Origin of the sequence: Devosia sp. (assembly GCF_036676215.1) — a bacterium.
Taxonomy (GTDB): Bacteria; Pseudomonadota; Alphaproteobacteria; order Rhizobiales; family Devosiaceae; genus Devosia.
Genome location: NZ_JAKFDJ010000089.1, coordinates 41,565 through 59,117, shown reverse-complemented (window position 1 = coordinate 59,117; position 17,553 = coordinate 41,565). Strand labels below are relative to the sequence as shown.

11 protein-coding genes and 1 pseudogene are annotated in these 17,553 nt (G+C 62.6%); 7 read left to right on the top strand and 5 right to left on the bottom strand.

The window, feature by feature from the left end:
• From V6M52_RS09435 to V6M52_RS09425, 3 genes are all read right to left on the bottom strand, one after another.
• Positions 1-4,188 (bottom strand): hypothetical protein (locus V6M52_RS09435; protein WP_332700828.1); only part of this gene is annotated, 4,188 nt, incomplete at its 3' end.
• A gap of 9 nt (positions 4,189-4,197) precedes the next feature.
• On the bottom strand, positions 4,198-4,902 hold the full coding sequence (locus V6M52_RS09430; protein ID WP_332690085.1) for a tetratricopeptide repeat protein: 705 nt from the start codon (positions 4,900-4,902) through the stop codon (positions 4,198-4,200).
• Positions 4,886-5,839 (bottom strand): MJ1477/TM1410 family putative glycoside hydrolase, encoded by a 954-nt coding sequence (locus V6M52_RS09425; RefSeq protein WP_332700827.1) that lies wholly within the window; start codon positions 5,837-5,839, stop codon positions 4,886-4,888. Before V6M52_RS09425 ends, V6M52_RS09430 begins: the two co-directional genes overlap by 17 nt.
• Positions 5,840-6,003: 164 nt before the next feature.
• On the opposite strand from V6M52_RS09425, the gene V6M52_RS09420 reads away from it, so the two are divergent.
• The 4 genes from V6M52_RS09420 (at position 6,004) to V6M52_RS09405 (ending at position 10,282) form a co-directional block, all read left to right on the top strand.
• On the top strand, positions 6,004-6,696 hold the full coding sequence (locus V6M52_RS09420; RefSeq protein WP_332700826.1) for a hypothetical protein: 693 nt from the start codon (positions 6,004-6,006) through the stop codon (positions 6,694-6,696).
• A 24-nt stretch (positions 6,697-6,720) separates the two neighbouring features.
• Positions 6,721-8,241, top strand: a complete 1,521-nt coding sequence (gene pelF / locus V6M52_RS09415) for a GT4 family glycosyltransferase PelF (protein ID WP_332690076.1) — start codon at positions 6,721-6,723, stop codon at positions 8,239-8,241.
• Positions 8,241-9,635 carry an exopolysaccharide Pel transporter PelG gene (gene pelG / locus V6M52_RS09410; RefSeq protein WP_332690073.1) on the top strand — a complete coding sequence of 465 codons (1,395 nt, stop codon included), beginning with the start codon at positions 8,241-8,243 and terminating at the stop codon, positions 9,633-9,635. The genes pelF and pelG overlap by 1 nt, the downstream gene beginning before the upstream one ends.
• An 89-nt stretch (positions 9,636-9,724) precedes the next feature.
• On the top strand, positions 9,725-10,282 hold the full coding sequence (locus tag V6M52_RS09405; protein ID WP_332690070.1) for a hypothetical protein: 558 nt from the start codon (positions 9,725-9,727) through the stop codon (positions 10,280-10,282).
• 195 nt (positions 10,283-10,477) lie between these two features.
• On the opposite strand, the gene V6M52_RS09400 is transcribed toward V6M52_RS09405, so the two are convergent.
• Positions 10,478-11,137 carry a response regulator transcription factor gene (locus V6M52_RS09400; RefSeq protein ID WP_332700825.1) on the bottom strand — a complete coding sequence of 220 codons (660 nt, stop codon included), beginning with the start codon at positions 11,135-11,137 and terminating at the stop codon, positions 10,478-10,480.
• Between the two features lie 12 nt (positions 11,138-11,149).
• Positions 11,150-12,538 carry a sensor histidine kinase gene (locus V6M52_RS09395; protein WP_332700824.1) on the bottom strand — a complete coding sequence of 463 codons (1,389 nt, stop codon included), beginning with the start codon at positions 12,536-12,538 and terminating at the stop codon, positions 11,150-11,152.
• A gap of 352 nt (positions 12,539-12,890) precedes the next feature.
• Between V6M52_RS09395 and V6M52_RS19975 the strand changes: the two are divergent.
• From V6M52_RS19975 to V6M52_RS09380, 3 genes and pseudogenes are all read left to right on the top strand, one after another.
• Positions 12,891-13,529 (top strand): annotated as a pseudogene (locus V6M52_RS19975) (calcium-binding protein); the annotation flags it as partial.
• Positions 13,530-13,854: 325 nt separating this feature from the next.
• The gene (locus V6M52_RS09385) at positions 13,855-15,606 is read left to right on the top strand and encodes a type I secretion system permease/ATPase (RefSeq protein ID WP_442881840.1); all 1,752 of its coding nucleotides are present in this window, start codon (positions 13,855-13,857) and stop codon (positions 15,604-15,606) included.
• Positions 15,603-17,552, top strand: a complete 1,950-nt coding sequence (locus V6M52_RS09380) for a cadherin-like domain-containing protein (protein WP_332700822.1) — start codon at positions 15,603-15,605, stop codon at positions 17,550-17,552. Before V6M52_RS09385 ends, V6M52_RS09380 begins: the two co-directional genes overlap by 4 nt.
• Position 17,553 lies beyond the last annotated feature (1 nt).

The window sequence follows — 17,553 nt, the reverse complement described above, 5'->3', positions numbered from 1 at the left end:
GTCCGAGACAGTGACCACATTGTTGCGGAGCGATGGATCAGTATCGGGATCGATCACGGTCAGATCGGCAACCTTGAAGCGCGTCGCGGTATTCTCCGGGATCGTGGCCAGATTGGTCAGCACGATGTCGGTGGGCGCCAGATTTAGCGGTACCTGCCGGACGGCGACCGTATGGCTGCCGATGGCGCCAAGGTCGAGGGTCAACTGGTCGCCGACCAGACTGACGACGGTGGCGCCGGTTGCCTCATAGGTGAAGCCGTCCGTTTGCTTGACGTCGATGACGACCCGGCCTTCGCCGGTAATGGTGAAATCGAGATTGGTGCCGTTGCCGGTCAAGGCCAGCAATTGGGCACGCGAGCCGATCGAGGTGATATGGGTCACGTCGGTGACTGCGGTTCCCAACTGCACCTGGAACGTGCCGCCATCGGCATCGAGGAAGACGCTATCGGCATCATAGGCGTACCAATTAGCGACCGAGCTGATGGTCTTGCCACCAAGGTCATCGAGTTCCAGCGCAAATGTCCCGAGTTGGCCGATTTGCGGCGTGGCATGCATGGTGATGACGTCACCGGCCACCGTGAACCCGAAGTCGGCGCGTTCGAAGGCTTTGATGCGCGCGGCCAGGTCGGCCAGGGTGACGAACTCCGTGCCGGCGGCATAGGCCGTGGCGATGAAGTTCGTGAACATCGCCTGGGTATAGGGCGACGGCTGACCCTCATCGAGGCTCCACGCGGTGACGCCGTAGTCGTGCCAAGGCCAGACCACGATGGGCATGTCCGAATTGGCGTTGAGCTCAGCCCATTCGGCCGCCCACTTGGCCTCAGCCTGCTCGACGGTCAACCCAAGCCAACCCATTAGCGTGAAATCGAACGACATGTTGGGGGCGATATAGACCTGACCATCCGCGCCGGGCGCCAGATAGCCGATGGCGCCGGGATAGCCGGCCCCAAGCATGGAGGCCCCGCCCGACAGATAGTCGTAGTATTGGATGATCTGCTGGGCGGGATAGAGCTGTTCGGGCATGCCAGGCACCGCCGCGCCAGTGATTGGATAGTCCAGATTGGCTTCGAGAGCGGCTCGGGACGCCTCGAACTGAAAGCGATAGGTGGCCAACAGGAACGCCTTGGAGGTCGCGTCCAGCGTCTCCGGATTTGGGGCCGCAAGGACCTGAGCAATCTTGGCGTTGACCTCCGCCAGGGTCATCGACGCCAGCGCCTGCCCGACCACGCCCGGTCCATCCGGCGAAGCCTGATATTGAGCGATCCGCTGGGTCAATAGCTCCTGGGTCATCACATCCGGCAGCAGCAGATTGGTATCGTGCGGATGGGCGTAGGAGTGCGAGCCGATCTCGTTGCCCATGGCCTGCATGGCATTGTAATAGGGCGCCGAAATCAGCCAGTTGGTCTCCTGGTCGGGGGAGTCAAACCCGATATTGACGTAGTAGGAGCCGACGAAATTGTAGTCGGTCTTCCACTGCTGCAGGATCGGCACCATGGCGTCATAGATGCCGCCATCGACGTCATAGGTTTCCTGCGACTGATCCATGTCGTTGCGCGAGGCAAGGATGGAGGAATTGCGGGTCATGCGCAGGGACACGCTGGGGCCGCCCGCCTCCTCATTGACCCAGTCAATGGCCTGACCCAGCAGGTTCACGTCGCCCAGCAGGGCGTCGGTGGCGAAATGGACATTGCGGCTGCCGGTGACAGTCCCCAGCACCGCGCCATTGGTGACGCCATTGACCACCTGCTCGGCAATTATGCTGACCGAGGCCGCATTGGGGTTTGCTGCGGCGAAGTATGACGTGGCAGCATTGGTATAGGTGTGGATGGTTGAACCATCGGCGTAGCCTTCGGTCATCGCGTGGCCGGTATCGGTCGCCTGAATTTCAACAGTCCCCGAAGCGCCGCCCGTGCGAGTGATCCCGAACAGGGTCTGCATGCGCTCATAGGCATTGTTCGGAAGGCTGGCATTGGCAGCGTCATTGGTCATGAAATCGCCGGCTGCGATCAGCGACACGTCATACTGGTAGACCAGCTTGGTCAGCACATCCTGGATGACTGCATAGTCGGCGGGCACATTGCGGAACGACGGGAAGATGATCGCGTCGTAATTGACCAGCCTGGAAAGGTCGGTGAGGTCGGTCTCGGCGATCAGGTCGAACGGGATGCCGGCCGCCATGGCCTGGCTTTGCGCCGCCATCACCAGTTGCGAGTATGCCATCTGGCTGAAGTAATTGTTGGCGGTAGTCTGCGAGAAGACGATGGCGACCTTGTTGCCGGTTTCCGTTGCTGCTGGCAGTGACGCGGGATCGTAGACCGTATAGGCCGGCTGCTGGTAGTTGGACGGCAGGAAAACGCTTTCGTTCACGTCGGCCAGGATGCTGATGCTGTTGACCGACGCGCCGACCAGCGCCTTGGGCACGGCAAACTCGATGCTCAGGCCATCGGGTGCCAGCTTGTAGTCGATCGTGCCGACCAGCGTCTGGCCCGCGGTGCCGCTATAAAGCCGTGCGACTCCATCCACACCGATATTGACGTTGAACTCTGCGCCCCCGGCAAAGCCAAAGACCTGGGTGCCGGTGGCCGCATTGCCGTCGGTATTGAGCCAGAAGGTGGTGTTGGGCCCGATGGCGACGGCACTCTTGAAGCCGAAATTGAAGCTGCCGTCAGCGTATTGACCATAGAATTCGTAGCCATCGATGGTGGTCATCGGCGTCTCAAGCCGCTGGCCCGCGGTCCATTCCGTCAACAGCCCGTCGAACTGGCTGGGCGGAACGGAGGCCGGATCGACCAGCGTGTAGCCGCCATTGGCATAAGTCGTCGGCAGGAAGACGGAATTGTTCACGTCGGCCAGCAGGGTGATCGCAGTTACCGTGGCGCCGATGAGGCTGCGGGGCACTGCAAATTCCATGCTCATGCCATCTGGTGCAACCTTGTGATCGATTTCACCGACAAGGGTCTGGCCGTCGGCGCCGCTATAGAGCCGCGCCACGCCATCGGCGCCGATATTGACGTTGAACTCGGCGCCGCCGGTGAACCCGAAAATCTGATAGCCGGTGGCGACATTGGTGTCGGTATCGAGCCAGAAGGTGGTGCCCTGTCCGATCACGACGGCGCTCTTGAGCGCGAAGACGAAACTGTCGCCGTCCAACTTGCCGTAAAGCTCGTAGCCCTCAACGCCGGTCGTAGCGTTGTCGAGACGCTGCTCCGGGGTCCATTCGGTCAATAGCCCGTCATATGGGCTGACCGGGACCGAGGCCGGGTCGATCAGGACATAGCCGCCATTGGCATAGGTCGGCGGCAGGAACACGCTGTCATTCACGTCGGTCAGCAGGATCACCGAGTTGACCGAGGCACCGAGCAGCGCCCTGGGGACGGCAAATTCCATGCTCAGCCCGTCCGGAGCAATCCTGTAGTCGATGGTCCCCACCAGCGTTTCGCCCGCGGCCCCGCTATAGAGTCGCGCGATGCCGTCGGCACCGATATTGACGTTGAACTCGGCTCCACCGGTGAACCCGAAAATCTGGTAGCCGGTGGCGACGTTGCCATCGGTATTGAGCCAGAACGTGGTGTTGGGTCCGATCGGCACGGCGCTGCTCAGCCCGAAGACGAAGCTGCCATCGGCGAACTTTCCATAGAGCTCATACCCGGCGACGCCCGTTTCGGGCGTATCCAGGCGCTGCTCAGCCGTCCATTCGGTCAGCAGTCCGTCGAACGGACCGGGCGTCACGATAGTATATGCCGGCTGAGTATAGTCGGCCGGCAGCAACACGGAGTTGTTGATATCCGCCATGATGCCGACGCTCGACACGGTGGCGCCGAGCAGCGCCTTGGGCAGGGCGATCTCGAGCACCGTGCCGTCGGCGCTGAGGGCGTAGCTGAGATCGCCGACCAGCGTCTGGCCATCGGCGCCGGTATAGAGCCGGGGCACGCCGTCGGCACCGAAATTGACATTGAACTCGGCGCCGGCAGCGAAGCCCCAGACCTGGTATCCGGTCGCGGTATTGGCATCGGTATTGAGCCAGAGCGTTGACGTTGGCCCGATCGGTTGCGCCGACCGCAGGGCAAAGTAGAAGATGTCCCCCTCCAGGCGGCCGTATAGCTCGTAGCCGGCAATCGTGGTAGCGGCGGTCTCCAGCCGATCCAGGGTGGTCCAGTCGAGCAATGATCCGTCCAGAGCAATGGCCATTTTGGTTTCCTATTCGACAGGTATGGGTTGCGTGGAAGCTGGCTCCGACACCGCGACAATGCGGATTCCGGGTGCCTCGATGCTGGCGAAATCGCCCGAGGCCACGGTCCACAGCGCCGAATCGCCGCCGGATCGAGGCAGCGATCGCAGATAGGACAGTCGCTCCACATGGGCACTTGCGGGTTGTCCGGCGGCAATGGCTCGCAGCAGCAACCAGGCTTCGCCCTCGGCATCACCGGTCAGGCGATAGAGCGCGCGCAGACGCTGGAAGGCGGCGTCGCTTGGATTAGCGTCGTAGAGGCGACGCAGCACGGACGCCTCGCCGGCATAGTCGCGGCTTTCCCGATAGAGCGCGACCAGCTGACCGAGCGCCCAGACGCGGTCGACCTGCATCGCGACATCCTGCTCCAGCACCGCTGCAGCCTTGTCCGGCTGCTTGGTGAGCACATAGAGCTGGAACAGCATGTAGTCTTCGTAGGCGTTCAGCGCCCGTTGATCTTCCAGCGAGATGAGCACCGCGATGGCTTCGTCATAGCGTCCCTCTTCGAACAGGCCGGCGGCTTTTTCCTCTGAACCCGGCAGCAACGCTAGCGTCCCCGCCAAGGCCAGTCCGGCCAGGACCACGATGGTCGCGAGCGTTCGGTCAGGCTTGTCGGCCGCAAGATGGCTGGCCGTGGCGGGGTGTAATGCGACGGTTTCAGCGTGATCCGACATCGTCGAGCTCCCTGTCGCCAATGAAGAGCGGGGCGCCCAGAGCGGCGGCCTTCTGACGGGCCAGCTCTATGGATTGAGGCGCGTCGAGATACTCGACGAGCAGAATCGGTTTGCCGGCCGCCTGGAAACGCTGCAGGTGCCGGAGGCTGGCGCGTAGTTCGGCATTGCCGTTGATCACGCCGTCGCCGGCAAGGCCGAAGAACAGATCCTCCTTGCCCACGGCATCAATGGTTGAGGCATAGTCCGGATCGTCCAGCAGCTCTTCGCCATTCTGGCCTACCACGATGAAGCCGGGTCGACGCTGGCGCGCATAGCCGGCGATCCTGACCACGAAGTTGGACATCAGCTGCATGCGGTGCGGGCGAGAAAAGACGGGGTCGGGAACGTCGAAGGCGTCGATGCGGTCGAGATAGACGCCATCAAAGCCGCCAGCGAGAATGGCATCGAGATAGGCGCCAGGGGTGCCCAGGATCAGGTCCTGCCACGCATGGTCCCAGTAGCGCACGGCGTAGTTGCCTGGCCAATCGGGATTTTCTGCGCCCAGCCAGGCTGGCGGCGCGCCCGCCCAGTCTCTTTGCCAATAGAAGCGGTAATCCTCGGCTTCGCCGATACTGAGATAGGCGAGCACGATCCGTCTCTGGCCGTCAGGCTTGCGCTGCATCTGCGCCACCTTGGCGGGCTCGAACGGGCCTGCTGCAGCCCCGTCCCGCATATAGTCAATCACCACTAGATCATAAGGAGTGGCCGCGACCGCCGCAGGGTCGACCTGTTGCAACTGATAACCCCAACTGCGCACCGCCTCGAGGCTGATGCGAGGCGCCGCCAATACCGGTCCAGCAGCAACGGCCACGGCCAGTTGCAGGATCGCGGACGCGCTCAGTAGCGGCGACATGTGGGCGCGGTCGGCCCGGGGTGTGAGGAGTTCGCTGATGAGCATGTTTTTGGCCAAGGCAGTGCCGACAATCGGCAACCTGCGCTGAACCATGGATAAAGCAGGCCTGCCCAGGTGGCATTGATGACCATCAATGCAGTGCCTGGGTCGGCGCCATATCGTCCGCACAAGGCCAGTAGATTGGCTGGCGCGCAATCGGGAGCCAAGAAATGAACGAGCATATGACCATTGCGGCCCCAGCTCCTGATTCCGCCCTGCGGCGTGCGCCCAATAACGTAGCGATGGTCCTTCTGAAGATCGGCACGATCATCGCTGAGATATTGCTGATCGCCCATGCTGCGACCGGCAACGGCTGGGAGACCCTGGCGTTGGGCCATGTCGGCATCGTCGCGTCTCTGGTCCTGCTCGTCCTGATGCTTGAGCGTGTGCAGATCGAGACGGGTGCATTGCAGACCTTTGTCTTGCTGACCTTTGCCGGCGGTGCCATCGGCGGGGCGGCGGCCTTGATAGGCGAACAACTGGCCTGGCGGCCCAAGGCCGATGCCCTTGAGCGCTGGTACAATATGATTGCGCCGGCGGAAGCCCCCGCCGTGACGCTGGTCGACCTGATCATTGACGGCCGTCTGGTGCAGCAGCGATCACGGTTGCCCCGTCCCTATGACGCCCTGCTGAGCACCGGCACGATGCAGGAGAAGCAGGCGCTCCTCGCCTATCTCGCCATTGAGGACGACGAGAAATTCGTCGAGGTCGCCCTGGCTCTGGCCCTGCGCAGCGCCGACCAGCGCGTCCGGGTGCAGGCCGCCGCCGTTGCCGCCTATACCAGGGCCCGCGCCCGCCGCAGGAAGACTGGAGTTTCCGGTGCCGACCTCGCCGCGTCGCGGATCTCCCGGCGAAACATCTGATCACCGAAGTAGTGGAGTTCCATCATGTGGCGCGACGAGAGCATGCGACTTCCGGGCAAACCCGAGAACATGGCCGATGTCTGCCTGATAGCCGAGGGATGCTATCCCTATGTCGCCGGCGGCGTATCCACATGGATCGACTGGCTCATTCGCTCCCAGCCCGAATTGACCTTCACCGTCCTGGCAATATTGCCCGGCACTCCACAAACCGCGCCGCGCTACGGCCGGCCGGACAATCTGGTCGCGATCGAGCATGTGTTGCTCGATGACAATCACCTCGGTACCTCGCGAAACTGGCCGACTGTCACCGCCGAGCATATGGCCGAGCTTCTCGGGCAGCTCCTGAATGATGGAAGCCCCCGGGACCTGCGCGAGCTGATGGGTCTGCTCGGCGGGGGGCGACACCGGGTGTGCCTCGATACGCTGCTGAACTCGCCTGAAGCCTGGCAAACCATGTGCTATCACTACGGCTCGATGCCGCATGCCGCGTTTCTGGGATATTTCTGGGCATGGCGGACCCTGGTCGGCGGGCTGTTCCGCGTCTTGACCTGTCCGCTGCCACAGGCGCGGATCTATCATGCAGTCTCCACCGGCTATGCCGGCCTGATCGGCGCACGCGCCGCCGTCGAAACGGGACGCGCCTCGCTGATCACCGAACACGGCATCTATTCCAATGAACGCCGTATCGAGATCCTGATGGCGGACTGGATCGCCAACAGCATCGACAATGGCCTCGACCTCTCCGATGACCGCAAGGACATCCGCGAGCTTTGGGCGCGTGCCTTCGAAAGCTTCGCCCATCTCGCCTATGGCGCGGCCACTGAAATCACCGCTCTCTACGAAGCCAACCAGACCTTTCAGTATGCGCTGGGGGCTGAACCCGAAAAGCTGAGCGTCATCCCCAATGGCGTCGATATCGAGCGCTACGGCCAGGTAGAACGGCAGCCGCACGCGCGGCCCACTATCGCCTTCATCGGTCGGGTAACGTCCATCAAGGATGTGCAGACCTTTATTGATGTGGCCGAACGGCTTCGCGATCGTTTCCCCGATCTGCAGGCGCTGGTGATCGGGCCCATGGATGAGGAACCCGAATATGCCCAGGAGTGTGTGGCGGAGGTCAATCGGCGACAACTCGCCGACACGGTTTCCTTTACCGGTCCGGTCAAGGTCTCCGATTATCTGGGGCGCATCGACGTGATGGTGCTGACTAGTATCAGCGAGGCCCTGCCGCTTGTCATTCTCGAGGCCGGCGCCGCCGGCGTGCCCTGCGTTGCCACTGATGTGGGTGCGTGTCGCGAGATACTGGAAGGGAGGCCGAACGAGCATAGTGCCATTGGCCCCGGCGGCCTCGTTGCCCCGGTGGGGGCCAGCGAGGAGATCGCCGAAGCCATTGCCATGCTGATCGAGGACCCCGAGCGCCTGCGCGCCTATGGGGAAAGGCTGCAACGCCGCGTCCGTGAGCAATACCGTTCCGAGGTGGTGGCGGACGCTTATCGAGCTCTCTATGCGCGCAATTTTGCACCGCAGATCAAGGTGGTGGCATAATGGCCGGGATAGGGTTTGCGCTCAGAAAGCTGAGCAGCCAGGATAGCCTGGCCTCGCGATCACTGGCTGGCGGCCACGCCATCCTTATCTCATCGGGTCCATGGATCGTGATCATGGTCGGATTGGCGCTGCTGCATTATCTGGGCCGGCCCATCCTGACGCCATTGGACCTCAAGACCTTCAGCGTCCTGGTGATCTACAGCTTCGCGCTGTCGCTGGTGATTACGGCGCCCATCTCGCTCGACGCTACCCTGCGCGTGTCGCGCATCTTGTTCCAGCGCCGGTTCCAGGAGGTGCAAGGGGTCTATCTGGCGGCGTTGTTCATCACCACCGTATTGGCGGTGATGGGTGGCGCAATCGTCTTCTTTGGCTTGGTCAGACTGCCGCTCGCGCTGGGGCTGGCGGCGATGGTGTGTGTGGTTCAGGTTTCCCATCTCTGGCTGGCAATGGCCTTTGTGGCGGCCATCAAGCAGTATCCGGCGGTGACCTCGGCCTTTGCCCTGGGCCTGACCTGCTCCATCCTTTTCGGTGGCGCGTCCGCAGCACTCGGCCATGGCCCGGGAGGCATGCTGCTCGGCTTCAGCCTGGGCCTCTGCATAGCGTTCTGCATTCTCAACTTCCTCGTCCTCAGGACATTTCCGGGTCGGCTGACCCCGTTCCATGAGCTGCTGTCGAAGCTGACCACGGTCCGTCCGACATCGGTCACCTTCGTTATCGCGGGTGTGTGCAGCGCGCTCGCGGTGTGGGCCGACAAGCTTGTTGTCTGGCAGTCCAGCGAAGCGACTGCCGTCGGTGAAGGCCTTCTCTATGCTGCGCGCTACGATAGCCCGATGTTCATGGCCTATATCTCCATAGTACCGGTGATGTCGGTCTTTGTGGTTTGGCTGGAAACCACCTTCTTCGACAGCTACCGCCACTATCGTGACATCGTGCACACCGGCGGCACGCTGCGCCAGATCGACGAGCAGCGCCGGGCATTGATGAGCGATACAGTCGATGCCGTCTTCTCAGCATTCCTGATGCAACTCGCCATCAGCGCGGCTCTGGTCATAGCCGCCCCGTTCCTCGCCAACCTGCTGGGGCTGCCATACGACGCCGTTTCGGTGCTGCGTCTGGCGCTGGTTGGGGCAGCCTTCCACTTTCTGTTCCAGGCCAGTTGTGGCGTCATACTCTTTGTCCAGTACGGCAAAGCCTATCTGTGGCTGCAGGTGCTCTTCTTCGCGCTCAACACGGGGATCACCGCAATCATGCTGTCCAATCCCGATCTGTTGGGAATGGGCTACGTGCTGGCCTCAATGGTCAGCGGAACGCTTGCCTATGCCGCCATGCGGCGAACTCTGGGCAGCCTCAATCGGCTCACATTCGTCGTCAACAATCCGGCTGTAGCCGGATAATCGCGACACTCAACTCATGCGAGGTTTTCATGCGTCGGGATAGTTCGCTCGTTTCCAGACCTTTTGCAGGCTCGGCATCCCCACAATTGGTGCCTGATCGGTCCAATGGCCTGGCGCTCGGCGAGGGGGCGTTCCTGTTGGTAGGGCTTACGCTGCTCGACTACGTCGGCGCCATATCCTTCACTGACTGGCCGGTTCATCCCTTCCTCTTTGCCGTTGTCTTGCTGAGCGCCCAGTATGGGATTCATGGTGGCATACTTGCCGCGGTGGGCGCGATCGGGTTGTCCCATATTGATGGCTGGCCGTCCCGTCCCATCGACATGTCCTATGCCGCCTATTTCGGCTATGTGTGGGCGGACGCCCTGTCCTGGGTGCTGGCGGGGCTGATGGTCGGTGCTGTGACCTCGAACCGGGTCCGCGTCATGCAAGAACAGGCGGCCAAGCTGCACAAGGCGATGCTCGCTGAAAACCTGATCGCGGCCCAGTATGAAGTGCTGGCGCAGCGCACGCACCAGCTTGAGCGCCAACTGGCCAATCATACCGATGCCGGCAATGCCTCTGCGTCGGCCGAGGCGGTGGTCCGACCCAGACCGAAGTCTCACAAGTCGCCTCGCCAAACGCCGGGGCAGTCGGATGCGCGCCTTTGACGATCCTCTGCGCTGGGCTCCACACGATGAAGCATGACGGCAACCCTGACATGTTCAGAACAATTCAGGTCCTGCCTGATGCCACGCCTTCACGCCGGCATATACCCCGCGGCTGGGTAATCGCCGGGCTGGCGCTAGGGACCTGGACTGCAATTCTGATGGCGGGATACGGTCTTTGGGGCCTTCTGACCTGAATTAGCCCTTGCTCGTCAGATCCGGCCATGTCCGGCGGGCGATGATGCTAGCTTCGACACGATTGCGAACGTGCAGTTTGGCGAAGACATTCGAGAGGTGGAACTTCACCGTCTTCTCGGTCACGTTGAGGCGTAATCCTATTTCCCGGTTGTTCATCCCCAGCGCCAGCAGCTGCAGGACCTGCACCTCGCGCCTGGAGAGCTTTGTGTCGTCCTCGGCCTGCCGGCTCTTGGTCTTGAGCGCGCCCCAGAGCCCCTTCATCAGATCGGGTGCGATGTAGTTCTCGCCCGCCACGATGGAGCGGATGATCTGCCGCATTTCCGGCCCGGTCGTTCCTTTGAGCACATATCCGCAGACGCCGGCGTCAAGCGCGCGCGCTACGTCCTCCTGGTCCTGCGACGCCGTGACCATGACGATCCGTACCTCCGGATGGGCCGCCAGAATTTCGCTCACGCGGTCTATGCCGCTATCGGTCATCCTGGCGTCGAGGAGCAACACACTCGGCCGCAGGCTGCGCACCAGACCCAGCGCTTCGGCGGCACTGCCACCTTCGCCAATGACGGCGAACTCTCCTTCCACGCAGAGCGCCTGAATCAGTCCCGCCCGAAACATCGGATGGTCGTCAACGACCACGACCCTGATGGGCTCAACGGCCATCATGGCCACCCGTGGCTACACGCCGCGTAACCACATTTCGATCCGTGTCTGGCCGTTCTCCTGCACAAAGGTAAAATTCCCGCCGACGCTCTGGACGCGCGCCCGCAACCCGTAGAGGCCGAGGCCGGGGTGATCGCTGTGTTTGGAATGCTCGCCTACAATGTAATTGTTGCTGATAGATAGCTTGAGCACCCCCCCCTGCAAAGAGGCCACTGCCGCCTGCCCCTCAGGCAAGCCGTGATGAAAGGCATTGTTGAGGCCTTCCTGGATGAAGCGAAACACGCAGATCGCGACCTCCGGCTCAACATGAACCGGTTCGACCCGGGTGTCCACGGAAACGGTGATGCCCGTGCGTCGTGTGTGCTGGCTGACGGCATGATCGATAACCTGGCGCAGGTTGAGATGAGCTATGTCAGGCAGCACGAAGTCCACCGCTATGGCGCGGATTTCACCAAGCGCACCCGAAAGGGCATCCTCGACCTCCGCAACCACCGCACTGCGATCAACGGACTTGGGGGCGTGGCGGATTTGTTCCAGCTTCAACATGGCGAAGCTTATCGATTGCGCGGGTCCGTCGTGCAGGTCGGTTCCGACGGTCCTGAGATGAAGATCGGTGAGTTCTGTGACGCTGCGAGAGGCGCGAACGGCATCCTCCTTGAGCTGGCGAAGATGGGCCGCCCGGGCATGGGTCAGCTTCAGGCGTTTGGATAGGGTACGCTGCTGACGCTCGATGGTGCGGCTACCCTCGGCAACGATACCGAACAGGCCAAGCATCACCACAATGGAAACGACTGCGACCGTCGTCCAGCTCGCAATGGTCAACGACCACAATGCGTCGTCCAGCGGGCGCGTGATTTCGCGCAACTCGGCAATGGCGACGACCTTGCCCGTTTCCTTGTCGAGGAGTGGAAAATAGACTTCGACAAAGTCGTCGGCGAACCCGCGCTGCAAAGGGTCGGGTGCATCGATGTCGGAAAATTCCACCACGACGCCGCCAGCCAATGCTTGGGCGACCGGGGGTGGCAAGGCAAGTTGTCGGCCTGTCACGCCGGGACTGTTCGAATAGACGATGGTGCCATCGGGCAGCCACAGGTCCAGATAGGGAAACTGGGCGGTGAAGACGTCGTCGGCCATTAACACGTCAAGTCGTTCGCGTGCCTCCGCGCCCAGCGACCCACGAGCCAGGTCCGGCACGGCTGGCGCGATGATATGGCTGGTGCCAATGGCAATGGCCTCGCCACGGCGCTGCACGATGTTGTCGGCCATGACGGTCGTTGTGATCAGGCCACTCAGCAGCATCGCCGCGACCGTGAAGGCCGCACCGGCGACTACGAACTTCTGGGACAGGGCAAGCCTTTCCCAGCGCCGCTCCCACTCTTTCCGACGACCGAGCAAGTCGATCATCCTGTGCTTCAGCGCGCGACCCGGGGGCCCGCTCGCGCCCTCCCTATGAATGCCTAGCTAATCACCCGCGCGGAGCGAGAGCAACGCACTATTTTTCTCTCGCGGGCTCAAAATGGAGCCAACCAGTGCCTTAAAATGCAATGCATGCACCGGAATAGGCCCTCTGCCGCCTTGAAGGCCGGAGCTGGTCCAAAGTCCAGATTTTTGGGGGTCCAAACGTCCGAAAACCCCGGGGACCTTGATGCCCTTAGATAGTTGGACCTTTCGACCTGACGCTCAGGGCATCACTTGGGCACTATCCTCCCACGCAGGCCGTTAGGGGCCTGCCCTGTCCGTTGCATCAGCCCGCCAAATGGTCGGTCGGGTCACTATGTCAGTATCGCTGAGGGCGGCGGAGGGAGTTATCATGGTAACCTACATCCGAAGCGACCTGGAGTTCATTCTCGACCAGATCAAGCTCGCCGAAGCGCATGCCGCTGGGACGCCGCTCTTTGGTCCGGGAGGTCTTGTTTCCACCTACAACCTGAGCTCCGGGCCGCGGACGGTCGACGGCAGCTACAACCACCTGTTGCCGGGCCAGGAACAGCGGGGCGCCGCTGATCGCCAGTTCCCGGAATTGCTGGACCCTGTCTATCGGCCCGCAGATGGCACCGTCTTCGATGAAGGGGACGATGACGACTACGACGACGACGACGATGCTCCGGCGCCGTCGACATCGTGGCCTGTCGTCGGCACGCCACAGGATGACCTGCTGCTCGGCAATTCGGGTGGTGACCTGGTATTCGGCTTTGCCGGGACCGACCACATCGTGACGGGGGCCGGGCCGGACGTGGCCCGGGCCGGTGCCGGTAACGACTTCGTCGCTGGCGAGGCCGGTCGGGACGTGCTGTTCGGCGAGGACGGTGACGACGATCCGTTCGGCGGCAATGGCGACGACCGACTGTTCGGCGAGAATGGCAACGATCTGCTGGATGCGGGCGACGGCGATGACACCATCCGCGGCTTCGAAGCTGGCGACAAGATCGAGTCGGGCATCGATGCCAATACCGGGACAGTGGGCAATGACACCCCCACCCTGGAAGGCGGCCAGACTACCACCGCACCGGGCCAGATCGGGGTCACCCATGAGACCCGCGAGGATGGCGAATACACAGCGGTTTCCGGCGATACGTCGGGAAACAACGCGCCTGAGTTCTGCATCAACATCGCGGGCAACCACGCGCTGACTACAGACGACTTCATCTCTAGCCTCCAACTTCACCCTGCCGATGTCCCACCGGCCGGGCTTTTCGGTCATCCAACCCGGGGCCAGAACCATGACATCGACGGCAAAGGCAATAGCGGAACATCGCGGCGACGAGCTGCTGCGCAAGGAATTCAAGGGTGTAGCGGTATTCGTCTTCTGGATATCCGGCATCATCAACGTACTGGCGCTTACCGGCTCCTTCTACATGCTGCAGATCTATGATCGCGCATTGACCAGCGGCAGCGTTCCAACCCTGGCGGCCCTTTCCGCCCTGGTCATCGGTCTCTATCTCTTCCAGGGCGTGTTCGACGTCATCCGCTCGCAGTTGCTGGTGCGCATGGGGGCCCGCTTCGACCGCATGCTGGCGCCGATCGCTCACCGCGTCAGCGTGGACATGCCGCGCTTCGGTTTTTCGACCGGCGAGGCGCTGGAGCGAGGTCGCGACGTCGATACGATCCGCACCTTCATGGGCAGCCAGGGGCCGGTCGCCCTGTTCGACCTGCCCTGGGTGCCGCTCTACATTCTCTTTGTCTATTTCCTTCATCCCGTACTTGGCGCCGTCACCCTTGGCGGTGCCATTGTACTGGCCCTGCTGACCGTGTGGACGGAGCTGCGGTCGCGCAAGCTGGCATCGGCTGCCCAGCAGGCGCAGTTGACGCGCAATTCCATCGCCGATTCCAACGCGCGCAATGCCGACGTCATCAAGGCCATGGGCTTTTCCAGCCGGGCCGTGTCCCGGTTCAACACGGCCAACCAGGACCACCTGACGCTGCAAACGCGCGCCAGCGACGTCATCGGTACCTTCGGCGCCTTTTCCCGCGTGCTGCGCATGGTGTTGCAGTCGGCACTGCTTGGCCTGGGTGCCTATCTCACCATCCAGGGCCAGATGTCGGCTGGCGCCATCATCGCCGTCTCGGTTGCTGCTTCCCGGGCCCTGGCGCCCATCGACATGGCCATCGCCAACTGGAAGGGCGTGGTGGCGGCGCGCCAGTCGTTCAAGCGCTTGCGCGACACCATGATCGCCTTGTCCGGCATGGTGCGTCCGCTGGAGCTTCCCGCGCCGGCCAAGTCGTTCAAGGTCGACAAGATCACCGTGGCGGCCCCGGCCTCCGGGCGGGTGCTGCTGACCGAGGTCGGCTTCGAGCTGAAGGCTGGCCAGGCGCTCGGCGTCATTGGTCCCAGCGGCGGTGGCAAGACTACGCTGGTCCGCGCCTTGACCGGGATATGGCCCGCGCTGCGCGGCTCCATCCGGCTCGACGACGCCGACCTGACGCAGTGGGACGAAGACAGGATCGGTGAATATGTCGGCTATCTGCCGCAGGACGTTGCCCTGCTCGATGGAACGATCGTCGAGAATATCACGCGGCTGGCGCCGCAGCGCGATGCCCGCGCCATCGTGGCGGCAACCAGGGCCGCCGGCGTGCACGAGATGATCGTGCGCCTGCCGGATGGCTACGACACGCAGCTGGGTCCGATGGGCACGTCGCTCTCGGCCGGCCAGCGCCAGCGCATCGGCCTGGCGAGAGCACTCTATGGCGACCCCTTCGTGGTGATCATGGATGAACCCAATGCCTTCCTCGACGCCGAGGGCGAGCAGGCCCTCAACCTGGCCATACGGCAGATAAGGGCGCGCGGCGGCATCGCCATCATTGTTGCCCACCGGCCGTCTATCCTGGCCGAGGTGGATATGGTCGCTGTCATCCAGAACGGTCGCATGTCGGCATTCGGGCCCAAGGACGAGATCGTGGCCGGCCAACGCCAGGCCAATGTCAACGCTCCGAGGATCGTCGAACCGCGTGCAGAGGGGGGAGAACCGGCATGATCATCGAGGCCAAGGCCAACCGACAACCGCCCGAGGCTGCTGACCCGCGCAAGCCGTATGAGTCCACGCCCGAGAAGGGCTCTCGCCTGCCGATCTATTTCGCCATGCTGATCACCGGCTTCGCCGCCTTTCTCAAGAGCGTCTTTCCAGCGCGCTCAGTGGAAGAGCAGGCCGGCCCCGAAGGCAACAGAGATGCCGCCATTCGAGACACGCCGCGCGATATACGGACCGAACCGGGCACGCCGCCGCAGGTCGATGACACAGTGACCGGCTCGATCGCGGACGAGAAGCCCGGTTTTGGCGTTCTCCGGCCCAGCGCCAGCTGGGAGGGCGGCTTCACGCTGATCGACCCGCTGTCCTTCAACTACACAGCCTCGATCGATCTGCTGGGTCCGCAGGTGGCTGCCTTCTTTCCGGCGGCATTCAGTGTGCAGCCGCAAAATGACAATGACCCGCCTCGCGGCGGGGCGACCAGACCTGCCATTGTGGTGCCGGTCGAGGCGGAAATTGGGCCCGCTTTGGACGTCCCCCCCGCGGAGGATGATCCCGGGGTCTCCGACGACGATGACGACAATGAGGACGACGATTCCGACCCGCAGGCAAACCGAGCCCCGGTCACCGTGGGGCCGGTGCGCCTCAACGATGTCTTTGCAGGGCAGGTCGTGCTGATCGGCCTCTCGCATCTCCTGATGGGCACCAGCGACCCCGATGGCGACGCGCTGAGCGTCAACGACATAACGGTAAGCGGAGGCATGCTGGTCCAGGTGGGGGGCGGCTGGTCCTTCATGACTGTGCCGGGCATGCTGGGTGTCATCACCTTTAGCTACAATATCAGCGACGGCCTGCTCGAGATTGTGCAAACCGCCAACCTCGAAGTGGTTGGCAATACGGTCCTGCTGACGCCCTGGGACGAAGATATCGACGGCCTGGCGGGCGATGACATTATCGACTCGCGCGCCGGCAATGACGTCGTGGTCGGCGACCTGGGGGACGACCACATCAATGGCGGCGACGGCGAGGACATCATCGGCGGTGGCGATGGTGACGATACCCTGTTTGGCGAGGCCGGCGATGACATCATCGATGGCGACGCCGGCAACGATGTTTTGTTCGGCGGGGAAGGCCATGACATCCTCGATGGCGGCGAGGGCGACGATATCCTCTTTGGCGAAGCGGGGAATGACACCTTGTTTGGCGGCGCCGGCAGCGATGTGGCGCGCGGCGGCGAGGGCAACGACGTCATCAATGGCGGCGATGGCGACGACGAGCTGATGGGTGACGCCGGCGACGATATCCTGGACGGCGGCGAAGGGAACGACCTACTGGACGGCGGCTCCGGCAACGATCGGGTGTTCGGCGGCGCTGGGGATGATACGGTGATCGGCAGTGCCGGGCACGATCATATTGACGGTGGCGCGGGGCACGACACGCTCGACTACTCTGCCTTTACCGCCCCAATTTTTGTCGATCTTGACAGGGGCGTGGCCAGTGGCGAGGAGATCGACGCGGACCGTTTCGAGCAGATCGAGGCGGTTATTGGCGGGCAAGGCGACGACGTCTTCGTCATCGGCGCCACCGCGGCGGTGATCACCGGCGGGCACGGCGATGATCTCTTCATCTTCACCGTGACGGACAACACCCCGGCGCTCAGTCGTCAGTTGGTGCATGAAATCCTCGACTTCGTGGTCGGCGACCGCATTCACGTCGCTGACTACGAGATCTCCCGGCGCGACGAGCGGGCTGAGGAGGAGCGCTTCGAGCAATTCTACGATGAACTCGATGACGGCTTCGAATCCGCTTTGCCGATCCGGGTCACCCACGCGTTTTATGACGACATGGACCACACGATCATCGAGGCCGATCTAAACCGCGACGACTTCTATGAAATTCATATCGCATTGGATGGCGTTCAGCCCGAGATGATTGTCGGCAGCCATTTCGCCTGAA